The organism is Candidatus Paceibacterota bacterium (assembly GCA_041666545.1).
Classification (GTDB): Bacteria; Patescibacteriota; Minisyncoccia; order Phycocordibacterales; family JBAYGS01; genus JBAYGS01.
The window spans coordinates 65,008-84,410 of the sequence record JBAYGS010000003.1 but is presented as its reverse complement, the minus strand read 5'-3'; the positions used below and the strand labels follow the sequence as shown (position 1 = coordinate 84,410).

The window sequence follows — 19,403 nt, the reverse complement described above, 5'->3', positions numbered from 1 at the left end:
AGGAGTTTGGGGAGATTAAAAGCCCCGCGTTTGCAGCAAACGCGGGGCGAATTTTCACTTTTTCTTTTTCTTCAATAGTTCGCCACCAACCGGCAAATTGGGCTTTGGTCCGGCTCGGTGCCGCATCATCAGCCCGAGGGCAAAATGAACAGTCTGCCATGCCGAGTGCCACTCCAAATTGCCGAGCAGACTCTCGCAGAGCATCCGACCAAGCTCCTCGCCCATCAAACCAAACTTCTTGCGATCGGCCTTGATCACTGTGAGGACAAAGTTGATTGTCTCCGCCCGGCCCCACTCACCATCTTTGCCAGAATTGGCTGGAGTGATGAACCTTCGAAAGAGCAACGCCAAATTTTGATCTTTGAGATACTCGTTCAGACCTTTTTCTTTCCCAATCTGAAGAAAAGTAGTAAGGCTTTGTGCTACTGCTTCTTCCAAACCGGGACTAATCGGCTCACCGGCCTCGGAGAGTTCGTTAAGACCAAAAATCATACCGATCGTGCACCCGTGAGAGAAAATCGCCTCATCGCTGGTCGCCGACCCTTGATAGTTCGCGCCAAGACTCTTTAGCCAATCGATGGCTTCCGCCGGATAGCCGAGCATCACCATTGCCACAATGCTTCGAATGGTCAAAACTCGTTTGAAAGGCAGAGAGCCCATAGCGTCCGGACCGTTTTTGTCGGCCAGCCGATGAATAGCCTTTTCCACATTCACAATTTTGGCCGAGAATAGCCCGTCTTCCGCCAGAGCGGCGTAAGCGATACCCATCGGCTCGATAACCAACAGGTCTTTGCACATCAAATCAAAGGCTCGTTTGGCATTTTTCACTGGTATTCCTTTCTTGTTTACCGAACAGGCATAGCCTGTTTTAGGGTCACCCGAGCAATTGTTATTGCCTTAGGGTTTTGGGTTTACCTTCCTCCTCAAGATTACCTCAAACCGAGCCGGAATTAAAGCCAAAAATCAGTAGAAATTTCTCTGGTGTTTTCGTCAATAAATTTAAAATCAATCCTTACATAGTCTTTCGGTAGAACATCGGCCACTTTTTCCGGCCACTCAAGCAGAATCAGATTTTCTTGATTATTTAGTAAATCAGCAAAACCAAGCTTGGCAAGATCACTGCCACGGTCGAGACGGTAGGCGTCAATATGTGTGAGAGTTTTGAAGTTGGGAAGTTTTGAAGTTGGGAAGTTTTGAAGAATAAGTGGGTAGTTTTTCATAATGACAAAAGTGGGGCTGGTGATGTTTTCAGTAATGCCTAAATTTTTCGCAATCAGTTTAACAAAAGCGGTTTTTCCAGATCCTAAATCACCATGTAGACCGACGACCGTCGCGTCGTTTTCTTTTGGTTTAATTTTATTTAAAAAATCTTGGGCGAATTTTTCGGTTTCGGCCAAACTTTTGCTTATAATTCTCATCCAGTGATTGTAGCTAAATTGAACAAAAAGAAAAGCGCATCTTGCGACGCGCTTTGTGAAGAACTGAGTGGCCTAGTCCCGACCGAAGAGCCGGAACACCTTCGTGCTCCCACCCGGGACTCCGTAGTCCTGCGGTCCGAGCCTTTGGCTTACCGACTCGAACCGGACATACGAGGTCGGAGCCGCGCCGTCCGGGACATAAGCCCCGTAGGTCGGCTGACTCACTCGGCTGTAGCCGTAGTAGGAGCCTTTCGAAGTGTTTGGCCTCGAGCCCCAACCGTAAGGTTGGTAGGAGTTGTCCCAAGTGGATGCGCTCACCGACTCCGTAGTCTGGTAAGGCACCCCACTGAACTGGGAGGCGCCGACCGCTCCGTGGGTCGCGGCATACTCGGCGATTTGAGGCCGGTACTCGGTGAAGAGTGGACCAAACCCGGTGGCTTGGCCAACTTTTCGCCAGAACCCGCTTTTGGCAGGAGCGGGCTGTTGCGATACGGCCGGTGACCCGACATAGACCTGCACATTGGCCGGCACCGTCGCCGCCGGAGCAGTGGTGATGTACCCATTCGGAGCTTGATTGCCTCCAAACGGGCGGCTACCACCGAAGCTCCGATGCCCTCCGAATGAGCGCTGATTGGGATACCGGTGGGCTGATCTGCTGCCGACTCGCGTCGGAGCCTGAACAACTGGCACCGTTCCAGACTGCGTGGATGTGAGTCCGGCTGCCGGAATGATTTGCTCTCCGGTCGCAATCTTCGCAGCCATTTCTTTTTCTTGGCGCCGAACTTGCTCACGCTCGAAGAGCTCCTTAACCGTGAGCTCTTTTTGCGGCACGATTTTCGGCCTCGCCGGAGTTTGGTGAACCGCTTTCGGTTCCACCGGCTTCATGACGATTTCCTGATTCACTTCGGCGCCGTGAGCCAGAGCTGACACGAGCAACATTACAACGAACATGAGATTTTTCATCTGGTCCTTTCCTTGTGCCGACTACTAAAAGTCGGCACAAACATGGTTTAGGTTTCTGTATTCCTACCTATAGTATATCAAATTTTAAGACTAAAGTCAACCCCGTTAGAGATCCTCTGTTTAGAATGCTCTAAAAAACCTTATTCAAAGCCATAAAATAGAATGCTGCTACTAGCATATAGCTACGGTCATCTCTGATGACCTATCTCTAACGGGGTCAATAGCAAAGATACGGCTTAGTTGAGCATTAAAAACTGTTGAGAACCTTTACGAATAAGGCATGCGAATATAATAAAAAAACCCCTCACCCGCAAAGGGGTGGGGGGGTGGTTTGGTGCCGGACCGACTCACTGTCGAATCGTAATCCGGTAAAAGACCGAGCCGGGGTCAACCTTGATGGTCCCGTCGGCGTAGGCAGTGTTGCCGATTTTCGCCTCGTAAGGAATTTGGTTGTTCGAGGCCTCCGCCGGAACCTCCTTCTCTTCGCCCGGCTTCAGACTGAATTTCAGCCGCCCGTTATTGAGGGCAATGGCCACGACCTCTTTGGTCCGGTTGATAAACAAGACGCTGTAGTCCGGGCGCCCGGATTTCAACACTGGGACCGGCGCGACCTTGGGCGGAGCGGGCTTCTGCGCCGTTACCGCCGTTTTGGCCGGGGCCGGAGCGGGTTTCGCTTTCGCTGGAGCTGGGGCCGGTTTGGCGACCACCGGGGCCGGAGGCGGGGTATTGTAATAATAGTTGTTCACGACCGGAACCGGCTTTTGGCCCTGGGAGAGCGGGGACTTGCAACCAACAAACACCAGACTCAAACAAAGAACTGCGACATAGTTAACGATTTTCATTGAACACCTTTGGTTGAAGGTTCTCCCGCCACCCTATCACAAAACAAAAAGTTGTCAAGCCCCGCCGGACGTCCTCGGCCGGCGGGGCTTTCCCTCCCCCTTTTTCTTGCGTTGTAAGCCCGTCTAAAAAAAGCTAAAATTAGCCGTATGATTGATTTTAATGACGACAAACAGGAGGAACGAATCAAAACTCTTTTAAGGAAAGAGGCGGAAGATTCCGCCGAATTGCTGTCAGGTAAGTATGGCATCGCCTACGGTAATCTTTTGACCGCCCCGGTTAACAGCGACGCCCTCCGACTTGTGCCGGAGGCGGAAGCACGAGAAGCTAAAATGGCAGTCTTTGACATTTCCGGAAAAAAATTAAAGGTAGCGGTCCTCTCCCCTCAATTCGACAAAACTCTGTTGGTTTTGAAAAAACTCGAAACAGCCGGCTATGCACTAACCCTTTTCATGGTTTCAGCCACAAGCCTGGAAAAAGCCTGGTCGCTTTATGCCACTCTTTCTTACGCCAGCGAATCCAAAGCCGGCGCTCTTGATATTTCCGCCGAGGAAGTCGCTTCGGTTATGAAAGATGTTAAAAATTTAAACGACATCACTTCAAAAATCTATGAACTGTTAAAGGGCACCAAGGGTTTTAAAATTTCAAAAATTTTAGAGGTAATTTTGGCCGGAGCTTTGGCTATCAACGCTTCCGACATCCACATCGAACCGGAAGAAGAGTATGTCCGAATTCGCTTTCGTTTGGACGGTGTTCTAACCGATGTAATTAAATTTGACCGCCAAACTTACCGCTTACTGCTTTCGCGTATTAAATTAATCTCCGGCCTAAAGCTCAATGTCGGTTCAGAAGCCCAGGACGGTCGTTTTAGTGTAGGGGTGAGCGACGCCGATATCGAAATTCGAACTTCGGTTCTGCCCGGTGCCTACGCTGAATCAATCGTGATGCGCGTTTTGAATCCGAAATCAATCTCGGTGCCACTCGAACAACTCGGGATGAGTGAAAAACTTTTGGAATTGGTCAATAAAACCATTAGCAAGCCCAACGGCATGTTGCTCACCACCGGCCCAACCGGTTCCGGTAAAACCACCACGCTCTATGCCCTGCTTCGGAAACTCCACGATCCAAGCATTAAGATAATCACCATTGAAGACCCGATCGAATACCATTTACCGGGAATCGTGCAAACTCAAACCGACAGCGAAAAGGGCTACACTTTCCTTTCTGGCCTAAGGAGCGCTTTGCGACAAGATCCGGATGTCATCATGGTTGGTGAAATCCGAGACAGCGAAACCGCGAGTGTGGCCATCAACTCGGCACTCACCGGCCACTTGGTCTTCTCAACTTTGCACACCAATAATGCCGCCGGGACCTTCACCCGACTGATTGATCTTAAGGTCAACCCAAAAATTATCACTTCAGCTTTGAGTTTAGCGATGGCCCAACGTTTAGTTCGTAAACTTTGTCAGGCTTGCAAGAAGGAGGCGCCGATCGAACCGGCCGACCAAGAATTGTTCAAGAAAATCCTAAGTGAGCTTAAGGATCCGCTCCCACCAATCGAGAAAATGTTTGTGCCGGTCGGCTGTGCTGTCTGCAACAATACCGGCTACAAGGGCCGCGCCGGAGTTTATGAGGCCATCATTACCGATCAGGCGATCGAAAAAGTGGTCGAAGCCAGCCCAAGCGAGCGAGAGATTAAAAAAGCTTCGGTGGCGCAAAATATTCCCGACATGCGACAAGACGGAATTATGAAAATTTTGGCCGGATTGACTTCACTTGAGGAGGTCAAACGAGTGATTGATTTGGAAGCAGAAATGTAAGACTGTCCACAGTTCCTTGCAAGAAAAAGTTTTTGGTGTTGCAGTCGCTATCCCCAGTTGCCAGAGGGCTAAAGCCGTGAATAATGAGAGATAGAAAACGAAAGGCCCCGGTTAAAACGAAATGTTCTAACCGGGGCCCCAAATCCAGATGTTAAATCTCTAAGTAATACTTTTAGCATGACGCCAAAAGCTAAACCGCTTTTACAAGGATAGTATCAGCCTAATATCCGAAGATACGAAACCAAGACGTCCTCTAAAAGAATTTAAAGACCGTGAAATCCATTACTTAGAGATTTAAATTCTGGATTGCCCAGCTTAAAATCTCATGACCCCTATTTCTGGAGCCCATAATGACCGCGTCTCGCCTCTTTCAAATAACAGTGGTAGTCTAGCATAAAACAATTTATATGTCAAGCCTGAATGAAAAAGCCAACAAAATAGCCAAGGAACCGGCCGAGGAAGCATTTTTAGACCAGACCCTGCGTCCAAGTCGTTGGCAGGAATATATTGGCCAAAATTCGGTCAAAGAAAACCTGAAAATTCTCCTCACGGCCGCTAAAGAGCGCAATCACCCGCCGGAGCATATCCTTTTTTACGGGCCACCAGGCTTGGGGAAGACCACCCTTGCTCACCTAATTGCCAAAGAGCTCAATACCCAAATGAAAGTCACCTCCGGACCGGCAATCGAAAAAGTCGGTGATTTAGCATCAATCATCACCAACTTGTCGGCCGGGGATATTCTTTTCATAGACGAAATCCATCGCCTAAATCGCTCCATCGAGGAAATTCTCTATCCGGCGATGGAATCAGGAAGTTTGGATATTATCATAGGCAAAGGACCTTCGGCAAGAACTATCCAACTGGAGCTGCCGCCTTTCACTTTAGTCGCCGCCACAACTCGTGTGGCCATGCTCTCCTCTCCCCTCCGCTCCCGATTCTCCGGCGGAACTTTTCGTTTGGATTTTTACACTGACAAAGAGATTGCCGAGATTATTAAAAGATCGGCCAAAATTTTGGGAGTTGAAATCAGCGACCAGGCAATTTTTGAAATCGCCAAACGAAGCCGCTTTACGCCACGAACTGCCAACTACCTCTTGAAGCGCTGTCGAGATTTTGCTCAAGTTAAAAAGGGCGAACTCAATGAAAAGAGCGCGCTTGAAGCTTTAAGTCTTTTGGGAGTAGATGAAGCCGGCTTAAATGGCGCCGACCGAAATTTGCTGATAACTTTGATTGAAAAATTTGGCGGAGGGCCGGTCGGTTTAAATACTCTGTCGGCCGCTCTTTCAGAAGAGGAAGCCACGATTGAAGAAGTCCACGAACCGTATTTATTGCAACTCGGTTTTCTCGAACGGACTCCGCGTGGCCGAACCGCGACCACGAAAGCCTATAATCACTTGAAGCTGAAAGGTTCCGGGAAACTGCTGTGAAAATAGATTCAAGAAAAAAATAGATTCACGAATTTAGATTCAAGATTCAAGAATGAAAAAACGCGGACAGCCGCGTTTTGTTTTTACCTCACTGGCGAAGCATTTGTATCAAGTAGTCCACTGCCAAGGAAAAGGCGAACAGGCTAGCTGCGAGTGCGAGCCAATACCCGGTATCGAACTTCTTCCGGTAGAATGGTGGAAACTTGGAACAAAATGTTTCCCACTTCTCGGCGAAAAACTGGTCAAGATAAGCCTTGCTTAAACATTTCACAATAAGCCTTTCATTTAAAGAACTTTCCATTATTATAGCACTCAGAGAAAAGGCCAGGATGGTACTGACCCGACTCATCGGCTATGGGAAAAGTCGACTAAGTGTCGTCACCGTTATCGCAACCCAAGCGGCAAAAACAAAGGCGAGACCGGCACCTTTTCCATTAAGTAGCGGTCCCCAATGCCTCAACATAAATGCTGGCCATTTTGGCTTCATACTTTACCTTTCATTTAAATGAACTGTTTTTAAAAGTATAGCACCAGTACGAATATTTAAAAGGCCGGAAACGCAGATGCGTTTCCGGCCAAGAAGCACGGTAGAAAATCTAGATGGTTATCACCTCGCGAGCCCGTAAGCGTGGAGAGACACGGCCCGCATCATACCAACCGACCTGAAACTCGCCGTTATACCAGCGTGCGCCAGGAACACCACCATCGGAATAGCGCGAACCTGAACAAATCGTGGCCGTAGCCGTATCCAGATGCTTGCCGGTTTCCCTGAAATGTTTGACCTCGTGGAGCATTCGCTCAAGCATGGTCTCGCCACAAATACCTTGTCCTTTGAGCTGATTGGCTGAGAGACTTTTGAGATTCTCGTCGGCCTCTACGCTATCCTTAACCCAAATGGCATAGGGTTCGGTGGGGTGACGCTCATTCTCGGTCACCGAGATGTCCAAGTTGTTAGCGTAGCACTGGCACGGAAAATGCCCAGCACAGGCGTTATAGACATGAGTCATTGACAGTCCTTGGACCACTATGATGAAGCGATTGAATTTCGCACGACGGAAAGGAATTTTGACCTTCCAAAGCAACTGGGTTTTGATACCGAAAACCAAGTCATAAAAACTCTCCCAACCTTTGATCCAATTGATAGTCTCCGGCTCCAAGGCAAATATCTCCGGCTCGCTAAAGCCGTGTTGAAGGGCCGGCACCAGAAGCCCCGGATGCTGAAGGAAAAATCGCTCTTGTTCTTCGGTCAGCGCAACTTTAGGCAAATTCGCCATTATCTTAAGACCAAGGTCGTAGGTGGTTTTTCTGATTTGAGGGGTCTTTTCAACATTTGCGGGTTCTGTATTCATACAGGTTCCTCGTTGATTTACCGGAGCATTTTAAAATGCTTTAGGATTATTTGTTAAGAACAGTCGAAAACAGCTCGAGCTGTAATTCTGTCTACTCCTGTAATATCTTAAACCAATCGACTAGTCAAGTAGCCTGGGGTAAATATTAGGTATAAAGTATAGTGGTCTTTCTTTTACTACTCACTACCCACTACTAACTACTCACTTCCCATGTCCGGTCACAACAAATGGTCAAAAGTAAAAAATAAGAAGGCAGTTTCGGATGCCAAGAAAAGCAAAATCTTTTCCAAATATTCCCGTTTAATCACTTTGGAAGCTAAAAAAGCTAACGGCAACACTTCTTCGCCTGGCTTAAAGAGCATCATTGAAAAAGCTCGCGCCGCTAACATGCCGAGTGATAACATTGATCGTGCCGTGAAAAAGGCTACCGAGGCCGGCTCGCAAAATATGGAGGTAATTGTCTATGAGGCCTATGGCCCAGGCGGAGTAGCTCTCATCATTGACGCTTTGACCGACAATCGCAATAAGGCCGCCCAGGAAATCAAATTTATTCTTTCGGAGCACGGTTCTGCCCTCGCCGCGCCCGGGAGCGCCAGTTGGGCCTTCGAGAAAACCCACGAAGGCTGGATGCCGAAAACCATGGCCCCGATTTCCGAGGAAGATGGCGCCAAGCTTGAGGCTTTGATTGAGGCTTTAGAGGAAAATGATGAGGTCCAAGAGATTTTTACCAACGCTGAGTAAGTTTTTAGTTTCGCTTCGCTTGAAGTTTAGAAGTTCAGAAGTTTAACTTCCCAACTTCCTAACCTCAAAACATCCAAACTCCTATGAGAATCCTCGCGATTGATCCCGGATATGAGCGCGTTGGCGTTGCCGTTTTGGAAAAACTGCCAAAACGAAAAGAAATCGTGGTTTATTCTGAGTGTTTCAAGACTTCAGCCAAAAAACCTTTGGCGGAAAGAATTTTAGAAATTGGCCGGGAGGTTAAATCAGTCATTTCTAAATATGAGCCGAAAGCTTTGGCGATTGAGAAACTTTATTTCGAAACCAATCAGAAAACCGCGATGGGAGTCGCCGAGGCACGCGGGGTTATTATTTACGAAGCCTCAGCGGCTGGTCTGAAAATTTTTGAATACACCCCGCTTCAGGTAAAAATTGCTGTCACCGGCTACGGTAAAAGCGACAAACGGCAAGTAATGGCGATGCTGCCAAAATTGATTGTTCTGACTGACAAAAAACAACAAGATGACGAACTTGACGCGGTGGCCTTGGGGATAACTTGTTTGGCGAGCGAACACGATCTCCACAAGGAGTAAACAGCTTCTCCACAGCTAATCCACAAGAAAACCCCGGCGCCGTTATCGGCGCCGGGGTTTTCATTTTTACTATTCGTAGGTCTCACCAGTATAGTCGTCCTCCTCAACATCTTCCTCATCAATCGCATCTTCAAGACTGATGGTGTCGCTTGTTAGATCATCACTGACAACAGTGTCATCGTCTCGGCTTAAATCTTTTGGATCAAATTCGTCATTCATACCTAGTTTAAATTTTAATTTGCCGCTTCACGGCCTGATATGCCTACTTTTTACCAAATCTAATATTTTTTGCAAACTAGAAAAAAACAGCTCCCTGTGGATAACTGTTTTTTCCTTACTTTTCAACCTCGATTTTAATAAATCTTTTTTTCCCAATTTTCAGATTAGTGGTTTTTTCCACCTTCGCAGTTGGATTACTAATTCTAGTTTTACCATCCAAATCCTCGATCGCTCCTTCGGAAACCAGACGACGAAATTCGGTTTTTGATTCCACCATCTTCGCTTTGAGTAAAACTTCGGAAAGCAAATCCGGAGCAGTTTTTACCGTCAAAACATTTTCGGGAATCGCTCCGGCTTTAAACGTTGCATTGAAATTTTTCACGGCCCCTTCAGCCGCCTTAGCGTTGTGGTAAATTTTCACCACCTCAAAAGCCAGCCGACTTTTAACCTCCTTAGGGTTAACTCCTTTAGTCAGGCTGCTCACGAGATTTTTAACTTCATTCATCGGCAGAAAAGTTAGGAGCTCCAAACCGATTGGGATCAGGGTGTCCGGCCAGCTCATAATTTTTCCAAACATTTCGTTCGGCGCATCACTTAAAGTCACCATGTTGCCTTCGGTCTTCCCCATTTTCTTGCCAGAGGTGTCTTCCAGCAGTTTGCTGGTGATTACAAACTTTTCTTTGTTTTTGATTTTTTTGAGCAAATCGCGACCAACCAACATGTTAAAGGTTTGATCGTTGCCACCAACTTCCCCGTCAACATCCATCGCCACGGAATCGTAGCCCTGCATCAAAGGATACAGAAACTCATGCAAATAAAGGTCTCGACCCTCACTGATCCTTTGCTGGAACATATCACGTTTAATGGTTTGAGCGTAAGTCAGGTTTGAGGCCAGCTCCAATAGACTGGTTAAGGAAAGTTTGTTGAGCCATTTCGAATTGTAACGAAGTTCGGCCTTGTTGGTGCCGGTAAATTTCAGAATTTTTGAGGCTTGTTTTTTGTAATTTCGGCAGTTTTTCAACACTTCCGCCCGAGTCAGTTTTTGCCGAGTGGCACTTTTGTCGGTCGGGTCGCCAATCATGGCGGTTTGGTCCCCGATTAAAAGAATAACTTGGTGGCCTAAAGCTTGAAATTCAGCGAGCTTCATAATCGGGATGGCATGCCCCAGATGCAGGGTCGGCCCGGTCGGATCGATACCGAGATAAATTTTTAGTTGGCGCCCACTTAGCAAGGCCTTTTTAAGGAATTCCGGGGAAGGAAAAATTCGCTCGACGCCGCGAGTCAAAAGCTCCTCGATCTTATTTGGGTCACGCGACAAAGTCGGCACTCCTTTAAACCATCTGAACATAACCCTAATTTATCACAAAACAAAATATGATACTATGGACGAGCATGAGGTTAACCTTTAAGCGTTTCGAGAAAACCTTCAGAAAAAAAGCTTTCTGGCACTTCGCAGGAGCGGCCGTTTTGGTCTTGGCAGGACTTTTTATTTTTTGGATTTCCACCTTCACTGTGCCGGATTTGCATTTTTTTGAAAGTAACAAAATAGCCGAATCAACTAAAATTTACGACCGGACTGGTGAAGTCTTGCTTTATGATGTTTTCGCCAACACCAGGCGAACCATCATCCCATACGAGGAAATCTCGCGAAACGTTAAGAACGCAACGGTTGCGATTGAGGATAATGAGTTTTACCAGCACCGTGGCATTAAATTCACCTCTATTGCTCGCGCCATTTTGGCAAACATCCTCGGTGGTGGCTTTTCCCAAGGTGGTTCAACGATTACCCAACAGGTTGTTAAGAATTCTATTTTAACTACCGACAAAACCATTTCCAGAAAACTCAAAGAGTGGGTTTTGGCCTGGAAACTTGAGCAACAACTAAACAAAGATCAGATCTTGGCTTTGTATTTAAATGGCGCGCCTTACGGGGGTAGCATTTACGGCGTAGAGGAGGCCAGCAAAACTTATTTTGGAATTTCTTCCCAAAATTTGAGCCTGGCCCAGGCCGCTTATCTCGCCGCGATGCCTCAAGCCCCGAGTTATTACTCTCCTTACGGCTCTCACCGTAAAGATTTGGACTCCAGAAAAAATCTGGTCCTGGCCAAAATGTTGGAGAATAAGTTTATCAGCCAAACTGACTTTGATTCGGCGAGCCAAGAAAAAGTCACCTTTGCACTTCAATCTGATACAGGGATTAAGGCTCCACACTTCTCACTCTATGTTAAACAACAGCTTGAAGAGTTGCTTGGTAAACGCGCCTTGGAACAAAACGGTTACAAGGTAATCACTACTCTCGACTACGGCATGGAAGCCAAAGCCGAAGAAATCGTGAAGCGACACGCACTCCAAAATAAAACCACCTTCAACGCCGAAAACGCCGCCTTGGTGGCAATTGACCCGAAAACCGGCGAGGTTTTGGCGATGGTTGGATCTCGGGACTATTTTGATAAAGAAATTGACGGTAATTTCAATGTGACTTTAGCCCACCGCCAACCCGGCTCGGCTTTTAAACCTTTCGTCTATGCCACAGCTTTTATGAAAGGCTATACGCCGGCCACTACTGTTTTTGATTTGCAGACAGAATTCCAAACTACCTGCAACCCTGACGGCACGCCGATTATTGCGGAGCACGAGTCGGAATGTTATATGCCAGAAAATTATGACGGCAAATTCCGCGGTCCGGTTTCGCTACGAACCGCGCTTATTGAATCACTGAATATTCCTTCAATTAAGGTCCTCTATTTGGCAGGTATCAGAGACTCGCTGAAAGTCGCCAAAGACATGGGAATTTCAAGCCTTGGTAACGCCGACCAGTATGGTTTGACCTTAGTTTTGGGTGGTGGCGAGGTTTCTCTTTTAGAGCTGACCTCTGGCTACAGTGTTTTTGCCAATGATGGTGTAAGAAACGCGCCAATCAGCATTCTACGGGTCGAGGACCCTAATGGACAGGTTGTTTACGAACCGAAAAGAAGTCCGTTCCAAACTATTCCTCAAGATATTGCGAGAGAAATTAGTGACATCCTTTCTGACAACACCGCCAAGACTCGACCTTACATCGATTTTTCGGGTCAGGCGGTCGCCGCCAAGACGGGCACTACCAATGACTACCGAGACGCTTGGGTAATCGGCTACACACCAAATTTAGCAGTTGGCGCATGGGCAGGTAACAACAACAACAGCCCGATGGAAAAGAAGGTGGCTGGTTTTATTATCACCCCTCTTTGGCGAGAGTTTATGCAAGCTGTTTTACCACAGCTTCCCGACGAACAATTTACTAAACCGAATCCAATCGACTCCAACCTAAAACCGCCACTTCGTGGTTTTTGGCAGGGTACCCAAAATTATTTTGTTGATAAGTTATCTGGTAAACTGGCGACCGAATACACCCCAGCTGAACTGCGCGAGGAGAAAGTTGTGCCAGATGTACATTCACTACTTTACTGGGTAGATAGAAACAGCCCTCTAGGCAGCGCGCCTGCCGACCCGACAACAGACCCACAATTTAACCTGTGGGAGGTGCCGGTGCGAAAATGGGTCGCGGATCAACAAATCAAAGAGAAGGATCTATCAATTATCCCTACCCAGCTTGATGATATTCACAAACCGGAGTACGCCCCGCAGATTAGCGTACTTTCGCCACAAAACGGGGCGGTTTTGCGAGCTGACACCCGAGTCACCATCTCGATTTCGGCTAAGTCCAGATTTAATCTCACCAAAGCCGACTACTTTATTAATGGTTCCTTTGCCGGTTCGGCCACCCGGACGCCTTTTAGTTTCTCTTTTGTCCCTAATGAAATCGACAGTGTCAGTGACTTTAACACTTTAAGGGTGGTGGTTTATGACGCGGTTTTGAATCGCGGTGAAGTCTCCAGCAACTTCTTAATTCAAAAATAGTTTAAAGAAATTTTACTTGATATCCAAAATTTTTGGTTTCTGAATTTTTTGTCTGAGTTTTTCCAAAATTTCCTCCTTATGAAGAAAGATTTCGCTCTTCGCCACCGCCGGGGCGGAAATGTTTACAACACCGTTCGCAAAACGGATTGCTTTGCCCTCCAAACTAAAATGCAGCACCTCTTGAACCGCGACTTTAGTCTCTTCAATAATCGCTTGCTCGCCATGACCGAGTTTGGCGAATTTGCTTAGAAAGTTGGAGATATTGAACATTATTTGTTCATTGGCATCACCAAGTAGAGAAAGGAGCGATCGCCCACTGCAGTGATCACCATGGCTCGATTTTGACCGCTAAAAGAGAGATTTATGCTATCGGAGTCAATCGACTGGAAGGAGTCAGAGATGTAGCGGTAGTTAAAATTTACATCAACCTCTTCTCCAGAAAGAGCGGCGTCGAGATTCTGCTCGTTCTCCCCCAACTCCGCAGTCTTTGAGCTAATTTTAAAAGTTTTACTTGTTGGTTTGATTGAGAAATTAATTTGGTTGAACTTTCCGGAAAAAATATTTGAGAGTTTAAGTGCGTTTAATAAGTCTTGTTTTAAAACTGTCGCTTCGGTTTGTTTTTCTTTAGGAATGATTTGTTGATAATCCGGAAACAAACCGTCGACAAGGCGGGTGATGATAGTTAAACCTTCGGCTGAAACCGCCATTTGATTTTTGTCGATTTTAATTTCAACTTCCCCATTAATTTTCTCGAGGAGTCTGACAATCTCGTTGGCGTTTTTAACTGGGACCAAAATAGGGTTAAAGTCTAAGTCTTTTTTGATTTTGATTTTCTTTTCAGCCAGACGGAAGGAGTCGGTAGCGGCAAAAACCAGAGACTCACCGTCACCCCGCAAAGAAACGCTGGCCAATTCCGGCTTCAAACTGTGCCCGGCCGAGCTGTAGGCAACTGAAACTAGTCCTTTAACCAAATCCTTGGCCATCAAAGTAAAAATTTGACCGCTAACAACTTCCGGCAAAGAAGGGAACTCCTCAACAGGCAGAGTCTTAATCAGGGCGGTGTTGTTTGGTGCCACCAGTTTTAGGTTGTTCTGGCTAAGTTCTAAACGGATGTTTTTGCCCCCAGACAAATTGGTGGCAAACGAGGCCAGAGCGGCGGCCGGTACAACTGTCCGGCCGGCCTCCTCAACTTTGGCCGGCAAAACAAACTCGGCTGCGACATCAAGGTTAGTGGCTTTTAAAACCAGACTGCCTTTTTCCGCTTCAATTAAAATTCCAGAAAGAACCGGCAGAGTTTGGTGCTTGCCTGCGATCTTCTCCAGTTTGTTTAAAACTTCCGCCAACAAATCTTTTGAACAGTCTGCTTTCATATTTAGTAATATAATCTTTTATTATGATTAGCTCTGGGGATATGTTGATAATTTTTTAAACCTCTTCGTTGAGCCAGTTTTTGATTTTTCTTGTCCTTTTTTGAAACTAACTCTTTGTGGGGTTTGGTGAGAGGAAAAAGTTTCTTCTTTTTCTCTACCTCTTACCAACAAACAATGAAGTGGCTACTAACAACTTATTAGATGGGTTATCCAGAACTTATCCTCACCCTATCATCGCTTTTAACTGGTTGATTTCCTGGGCCAAAATGTTGTTGTCGCGTAATTCGTTCTTAATCTTTTCGCATGAGTGGATAACTGTGGTGTGGTCGCGACCACCCATTTTTTCACCAATCGAAGGGTAAGAAATGTTTAGCTCTTCTCTCAAAAAATACATAATCACCTGGCGTGGCTTAACCACCTCCTTTCTACGGGTCTTCTCGTAGATGCTACCCTCCTCCACATTATAAAAGTCGGCAATCGTCTTAATTACATCTTTAACTGAAACAGATTTTTTGGGCCGGCTGTTGTTTTTAATTAAGTTTTTAATCTCTAAGATTGAAAGATCCTTCCCTCTTAATTGGGTTTGGCAGATAATCAAGTTCAAAACCCCTTCTAATTCCCGAATGTTGCCTTCCACTGTAGTGGCTAAAAACTCAATAATGTCTGGGGCGAGGGAAAAATTCATCAAACCGGATTTGGTTTTCAAAATTTGGAGTCGCGATTCAAAGTCGGGCGGGTAAATTTCAACAATCATGCCGGCGTTAAATCTGGACCGCAGGCGATCTTGCAGGTCGAGCATCAAGTTCGGGTGTTTGTCAGCCGAGAAAATAATCTGCTTATTGTTATCGTAAAGAGTGTTGAACAAATGGAAGAGCTCCTCCTGGGTTTTGTCTTTGTTGGAGATGAATTGGACATCATCCATAATTAAAACATCATATTTTCGGTATTTTTCCTTGAAAACATTGGCTTTTCCGGTGTTTAGGGAGTTAACAAAATCTACCGCAAACCTCTCTGAGGTCAGATAAAAAATCTTCTTCCCTTCCAAAGTGGTCTTAATGTGGTTGCCGATGGCCTGAATTAGGTGAGTTTTGCCGTGGCCAGTCGAACCATAAATAAAAAGCGGGTTGTAAGCCAAAGGCTTCTTTAAAATTGCCTGGGAGGCGGCGTGAGCGAATTCGTTGAACGGACCGACCACGAAAGTTGAAAAGGTGTAACGAGGGTTCAAGTTGTCGTCTTTGTTGATGTAGAAGTCTTGAAGGGGTAATTCGTTGCCGGGGGCCATTCTTGGCAAGGCCTGTGGCGCGTCAGCTTGCCCTCTCCGGCCGTCACTCTTGGCCACTACATACTCCAAAGAGCGGATGCGCTCATCAAGACCTCTTAAAGACTTTAAAATCAATTGGTGATACTTTTTTGAGAGCCAGTCCTTAACAAAAGCGTTCGGAACCCCTAAATAGGCCGCACCCTCGTCTACTTTGTCGATAAAAGTGTCCTTAAACCAAGTTGTGAAGTTGGCTTTTGAAACCGAAAGTTCCACTTCTATCAAAACTCGATCCCAGAGTGACTTGTTGTCGAACATAATTGGAGGCATAAAGGATTTTAGTGGGTAAAGTATATATCTATCCAAGCGATTATAACACTTGTGGACAAGGTTAAATTATGTTAATAATATGTGTATAAGCTGTTAATAATTTATTTGAGTTTTTCTCTGCCAACAGGTAGGGTTAAGACTTAATTTTTAAAAAAATGTCTTTCACTTATAATCCCAAAAAACGAAAACGCGCCAAGTCTCACGGATTTTTGGTACGCTCCAAGTCGACCGGTGGCCGGAAAGTTCTCAAACAACGCCGCCAAAAAGGACGAAAGAAAATCTCGGTCTAAATTTCGTCACCCGATTTTATGTTGGCCCGAAGTCAAAAAGTCTCCAAACAACTTTTCGGGGAAATTCTTAAATCTGGCAGAAACTTCCACTCCCCCAACCTTTCCCTACGCTTGTTGCAAAGCTTCGAGGGTAGAAAGGTAAGTTTTGTTGTTGCTAAAAAAGTTGCCGATTCCGCAGTGAAAAGGAATTTACTGAAGAGGCGCGGGTATTCAATTGTTCGGAAACTTCTTCCCAACCTAAGGGAAAATTTCTCGGCGGTATTTTTTTTAAAGCCAGGTGTCGGAAAACTTAATTTTAAAGGGATGAAGAAAGAAATCGAGGATATTTTAGCCTCAGCCGGACTGCGGGTGGCTTAGTTTGAAAAAACTCCCAAAATAAGCTAAGATAGGTCGATGATTTCGACCTTGTTTCAAGCCATTTTTTACAAACCGCTATACAACGGGTTAATTTTTTTATTCCATGTTCTCCCATGGGCAGATGCCGGTTTAATTGTGATTTTGTTTACTGTCTTGGTAAAACTAATCCTTTTCCCTCTTTCCAAGAAGTCAGTCGAGACTCAGATGATTATGAAAAAAATCCAACCAGAGCTCGACGCTTTAAAAAATAAACATAAAGATAACCGCGAGGAGCAGGCTCGCGCGATGATGGCTCTCTATAAAGAGAAAAAGCTTAATCCGCTTGCCGGAATATTTTTGGTCATAATTCAGATTCCAATCATTCTCGCTCTTTACTGGGTCTTTTTAAATGGCGGTTTGCCACAGGTTAATGCTGGCTTGCTTTACAACTTTGTTCCAGTGCCGGATTTAATCAGCATGAATTTTTTTGGACTTTTAGACATCTCGCAGAAAAGTATTTTCGTTGCCCTTTTGGCCGGTGTCAGTCAGTTTTTCCAAATGCGTTATGCCTTGCCGGCCACTCCGGCCAAATCCGACAAACCTTCCTTCAAAGATGACTTGGCTCGGAGCATGAGCATGCAGATGAAGTACGTAATGCCGGTTTTCATTATCATCATTGCCTACCAACTGCCGGCCGTGGTCGGATTTTACTGGGTGACTAGCAATCTCTTTGCAATTGGCCAGGAAATCGTGGTGCGACGGCGTTATCGACTTGACCAAAAGCCCGCCTAGGCGTAGAAATAAGCTATGGAACCGAAAGTTAAAACAATCATTGAGGAACTGCTTAAGAAACTTTCGATTGAGACTGAAAGCATTGAACTTGTAAATCATCAAATTCTAAAAAGGCCGATTTTTGTGGTTCGCAGCAAAGAGTCAGGTCTTTTAATCGGACAAGGAGGTGAACACTTTACCGCTTTCAATCACCTGGTGAGAAAATTGGCCGGCAAACAGCTGGGTGAGGACGAGACTGAATTTTCGGTTGATGTTAATGATTATCAAGAGTCGATGCTCAATCGTTTGCGCGCTAAAGCAAAAATCATGGCAGACCGTGCCGTCTCCTTCAAAAGTAGTATCGAGATGGACCCAATGACCTCGTTTGAGAGGATGTTGGTTCACACACTGTTGGAATCTGAACCGAATGTTGTCACCGAATCAACTGGAATGGGTCAGGGTCGAAGGGTGGTCATCAAATATATTGAAAACAAAGAGCCGGCCGAGTTGGCGCAGGAGTTTTAAAAAAGAGGCACTCGCCTCTTTTTTGTTTATTCTCTAACTGTAAGTTGTGAGTCTCATTGCAGTTCCAAAAGCCAGAGACTCAAGTCTTTTTTGTTGATGAAAATTAGACTCTTTTTGTCTGGGCTTAGCACTGGTGAAATGACATCAAAATCTTCCCCTGCCGTGAGACTAAGGGATATTGTGAGATTGGTGGTTAATGTGGCGGTATTCACTTCCCAAAGCGAATCCCTGAAAGAGACAGCACCCCGGTACCAACTGTCAGGATAGACCCCTTCGGGGATAGAGTCCGGCACAGCACAGTAGACAGCCTGGTCATCCTTCCAAACACATTTTTCTGGCAAAGTGCTGATTGGTAGGCTGTTTAGACTGTTGTCCTTCTGTCTCCATGTGCCGATTGTTAGTCCGTTGCCACCAATAAGGGCCAGATCGGCTTTTGCGTTCGCTAAGGCAGTGAGCCCTTTAAAACCTTCCGCAATTTTTTTAATCTCGCTGGTTTTTGAGTTTAGCAGGTAGGCAAAACCCGGTGAAGTACCGCTCGGTTTATTTGTAAGCAGGATAAAAGTGTCGTTTGGCCAAGAGGCCAACCATTCCGATAAAAGTGAAGAGAAAATGTTGATTCGGCTCTTACCACTCTTTTGCCAAACATAACCGGTGGCACCGGCGGTCTCTCGCGACAAGTAGAAAGCCTTATCGCCGGCGGGGTTCGTTGCCAGGCTTGAGATGTTTTTTGGCAGGAAAGTTCCAATAAAATCCTGACCGGTAGTTGAAGCCAGTTTTATTTCATAGGTTTCAATGCTCGGGCTAGTCTCTCCTTTTAAGTATCTGGCATATACAGTGTTGCCGTCGGGGCTCCAAACGGCCTCATAAACCTTAGGAATTGTCGTGTTAGAAATTCGCTCCGGCTCTCGGTCGGTGGCGAGCATCTCATAAATGTGGCCGGTACTTCGGTCGGTAAAGCGGATGTCACTAGTATTGTTTTTAGAGAAAATGATTGCTCCCGCTGTCGGTGAGGCCCAGATTTTCCTCAATTTAGGCAAAGGTTCGGTCGAGGGCAGTTCGGTCGAAGGCAAGGTGGTAGTACTGACCCCTAATCCGCCACCAGTCCCGCCAGTTATCGGTGGTAGGTCCTGATTGCCGAAAGGCATAAAGATGGAAAGCCCGTTGTCTTGCACAAATTTCTGGCCAGTCGGAGTTTGCAAAAAGAAGTAGCCGAAGATAGCGATGGCTATTATTAAGATTAATATTATTATAAGAACCCAAATAACTTTTTTTGACAT

21 protein-coding genes are annotated in these 19,403 nt (G+C 46.1%); 9 read left to right on the top strand and 12 right to left on the bottom strand.

What is annotated here, in order from left to right; genetic code table 11:
* Positions 1 to 54 precede the first annotated feature (54 nt).
* The 4 genes from WCT25_03320 to WCT25_03305 all read right to left on the bottom strand — a co-directional run bounded on the left by WCT25_03320 (position 55) and on the right by WCT25_03305 (position 3,223).
* Complete coding sequence (locus WCT25_03320) at positions 55 to 828, bottom strand: hypothetical protein (protein MFA6536437.1); 774 nt, start codon at positions 826 to 828, stop codon at positions 55 to 57.
* A gap of 122 nt (positions 829 to 950) precedes the next feature.
* Complete coding sequence (tsaE, locus tag WCT25_03315) at positions 951 to 1,418, bottom strand: tRNA (adenosine(37)-N6)-threonylcarbamoyltransferase complex ATPase subunit type 1 TsaE (GenBank protein MFA6536436.1); 468 nt, start codon at positions 1,416 to 1,418, stop codon at positions 951 to 953.
* A gap of 72 nt (positions 1,419 to 1,490) precedes the next feature.
* Entirely contained in the window at positions 1,491 to 2,381 is an 891-nt protein-coding gene (locus WCT25_03310) for a hypothetical protein (GenBank protein ID MFA6536435.1), read from the bottom strand.
* Between the two features lie 347 nt (positions 2,382 to 2,728).
* Positions 2,729 to 3,223: a hypothetical protein gene (locus WCT25_03305; GenBank protein ID MFA6536434.1), complete on the bottom strand. Its 495-nt coding sequence runs from the start codon at positions 3,221 to 3,223 to the stop codon at positions 2,729 to 2,731.
* Positions 3,224 to 3,370: 147 nt separating this feature from the next.
* Here WCT25_03305 and WCT25_03300 point away from each other — a divergent pair, with 147 nt between their 5' ends.
* Both WCT25_03300 and ruvB read left to right on the top strand, forming a co-directional pair.
* Positions 3,371 to 5,041 carry a GspE/PulE family protein gene (locus WCT25_03300; GenBank protein ID MFA6536433.1) on the top strand — a complete coding sequence of 557 codons (1,671 nt, stop codon included), beginning with the start codon at positions 3,371 to 3,373 and terminating at the stop codon, positions 5,039 to 5,041.
* 407 nt (positions 5,042 to 5,448) lie between these two features.
* Entirely contained in the window at positions 5,449 to 6,468 is a 1,020-nt protein-coding gene (gene ruvB, locus WCT25_03295; protein MFA6536432.1) for a Holliday junction branch migration DNA helicase RuvB, read from the top strand.
* A 352-nt stretch (positions 6,469 to 6,820) separates the two neighbouring features.
* Here ruvB and WCT25_03290 read toward each other — a convergent pair whose 3' ends face one another.
* On the bottom strand, positions 6,821 to 6,955 hold the full coding sequence (locus tag WCT25_03290; GenBank protein MFA6536431.1) for a hypothetical protein: 135 nt from the start codon (positions 6,953 to 6,955) through the stop codon (positions 6,821 to 6,823).
* Between the two features lie 109 nt (positions 6,956 to 7,064).
* Entirely contained in the window at positions 7,065 to 7,817 is a 753-nt protein-coding gene (locus tag WCT25_03285) for a hypothetical protein (GenBank protein ID MFA6536430.1), read from the bottom strand.
* Between the two features lie 210 nt (positions 7,818 to 8,027).
* Here WCT25_03285 and WCT25_03280 point away from each other — a divergent pair, with 210 nt between their 5' ends.
* On the top strand, positions 8,028 to 8,558 hold the full coding sequence (locus WCT25_03280) for a YebC/PmpR family DNA-binding transcriptional regulator (GenBank protein MFA6536429.1): 531 nt from the start codon (positions 8,028 to 8,030) through the stop codon (positions 8,556 to 8,558).
* Positions 8,559 to 8,641: 83 nt separating this feature from the next.
* The gene (gene ruvC, locus WCT25_03275; GenBank protein MFA6536428.1) at positions 8,642 to 9,130 is read left to right on the top strand and encodes a crossover junction endodeoxyribonuclease RuvC; all 489 of its coding nucleotides are present in this window, start codon (positions 8,642 to 8,644) and stop codon (positions 9,128 to 9,130) included.
* A gap of 69 nt (positions 9,131 to 9,199) precedes the next feature.
* On the opposite strand, the gene WCT25_03270 is transcribed toward ruvC, so the two are convergent.
* Together WCT25_03270 and tyrS are read right to left on the bottom strand one after the other, a co-directional pair.
* Positions 9,200 to 9,349: a hypothetical protein gene (locus tag WCT25_03270; protein MFA6536427.1), complete on the bottom strand. Its 150-nt coding sequence runs from the start codon at positions 9,347 to 9,349 to the stop codon at positions 9,200 to 9,202.
* A gap of 115 nt (positions 9,350 to 9,464) precedes the next feature.
* Positions 9,465 to 10,697, bottom strand: a complete 1,233-nt coding sequence (gene tyrS, locus WCT25_03265; GenBank protein ID MFA6536426.1) for a tyrosine--tRNA ligase — start codon at positions 10,695 to 10,697, stop codon at positions 9,465 to 9,467.
* A 44-nt stretch (positions 10,698 to 10,741) separates the two neighbouring features.
* Here tyrS and WCT25_03260 point away from each other — a divergent pair, with 44 nt between their 5' ends.
* Positions 10,742 to 13,246, top strand: coding sequence for a penicillin-binding protein (locus WCT25_03260; protein MFA6536425.1), 2,505 nt, complete (start codon positions 10,742 to 10,744; stop codon positions 13,244 to 13,246).
* Between the two features lie 12 nt (positions 13,247 to 13,258).
* On the opposite strand, the gene WCT25_03255 is transcribed toward WCT25_03260, so the two are convergent.
* The 3 genes from WCT25_03255 to dnaA all read right to left on the bottom strand — a co-directional run bounded on the left by WCT25_03255 (position 13,259) and on the right by dnaA (position 16,204).
* Positions 13,259 to 13,516 (bottom strand): hypothetical protein, encoded by a 258-nt coding sequence (locus tag WCT25_03255; GenBank protein ID MFA6536424.1) that lies wholly within the window; start codon positions 13,514 to 13,516, stop codon positions 13,259 to 13,261.
* Positions 13,516 to 14,616 carry a DNA polymerase III subunit beta gene (dnaN, locus tag WCT25_03250; protein ID MFA6536423.1) on the bottom strand — a complete coding sequence of 367 codons (1,101 nt, stop codon included), beginning with the start codon at positions 14,614 to 14,616 and terminating at the stop codon, positions 13,516 to 13,518. The genes WCT25_03255 and dnaN overlap by 1 nt, the downstream gene beginning before the upstream one ends.
* 223 nt (positions 14,617 to 14,839) lie before the next feature.
* Positions 14,840 to 16,204: a chromosomal replication initiator protein DnaA gene (dnaA, locus tag WCT25_03245; protein ID MFA6536422.1), complete on the bottom strand. Its 1,365-nt coding sequence runs from the start codon at positions 16,202 to 16,204 to the stop codon at positions 14,840 to 14,842.
* Positions 16,205 to 16,359: 155 nt separating this feature from the next.
* Here dnaA and rpmH point away from each other — a divergent pair, with 155 nt between their 5' ends.
* Genes rpmH through WCT25_03225 form a run of 4 tightly spaced genes read left to right on the top strand, consistent with a single transcriptional unit; the run spans position 16,360 to position 18,126 of the window.
* Positions 16,360 to 16,494 carry a 50S ribosomal protein L34 gene (rpmH, locus tag WCT25_03240; GenBank protein MFA6536421.1) on the top strand — a complete coding sequence of 45 codons (135 nt, stop codon included), beginning with the start codon at positions 16,360 to 16,362 and terminating at the stop codon, positions 16,492 to 16,494.
* 18 nt (positions 16,495 to 16,512) lie between these two features.
* Positions 16,513 to 16,851: a ribonuclease P protein component gene (rnpA, locus tag WCT25_03235; GenBank protein ID MFA6536420.1), complete on the top strand. Its 339-nt coding sequence runs from the start codon at positions 16,513 to 16,515 to the stop codon at positions 16,849 to 16,851.
* A gap of 36 nt (positions 16,852 to 16,887) precedes the next feature.
* Positions 16,888 to 17,622, top strand: coding sequence for a YidC/Oxa1 family membrane protein insertase (locus tag WCT25_03230; GenBank protein MFA6536419.1), 735 nt, complete (start codon positions 16,888 to 16,890; stop codon positions 17,620 to 17,622).
* 15 nt (positions 17,623 to 17,637) lie between these two features.
* Entirely contained in the window at positions 17,638 to 18,126 is a 489-nt protein-coding gene (locus WCT25_03225) for a R3H domain-containing nucleic acid-binding protein (protein MFA6536418.1), read from the top strand.
* Between the two features lie 53 nt (positions 18,127 to 18,179).
* On the opposite strand, the gene WCT25_03220 is transcribed toward WCT25_03225, so the two are convergent.
* Positions 18,180 to 19,403: a hypothetical protein gene (locus WCT25_03220; GenBank protein ID MFA6536417.1), complete on the bottom strand. Its 1,224-nt coding sequence runs from the start codon at positions 19,401 to 19,403 to the stop codon at positions 18,180 to 18,182.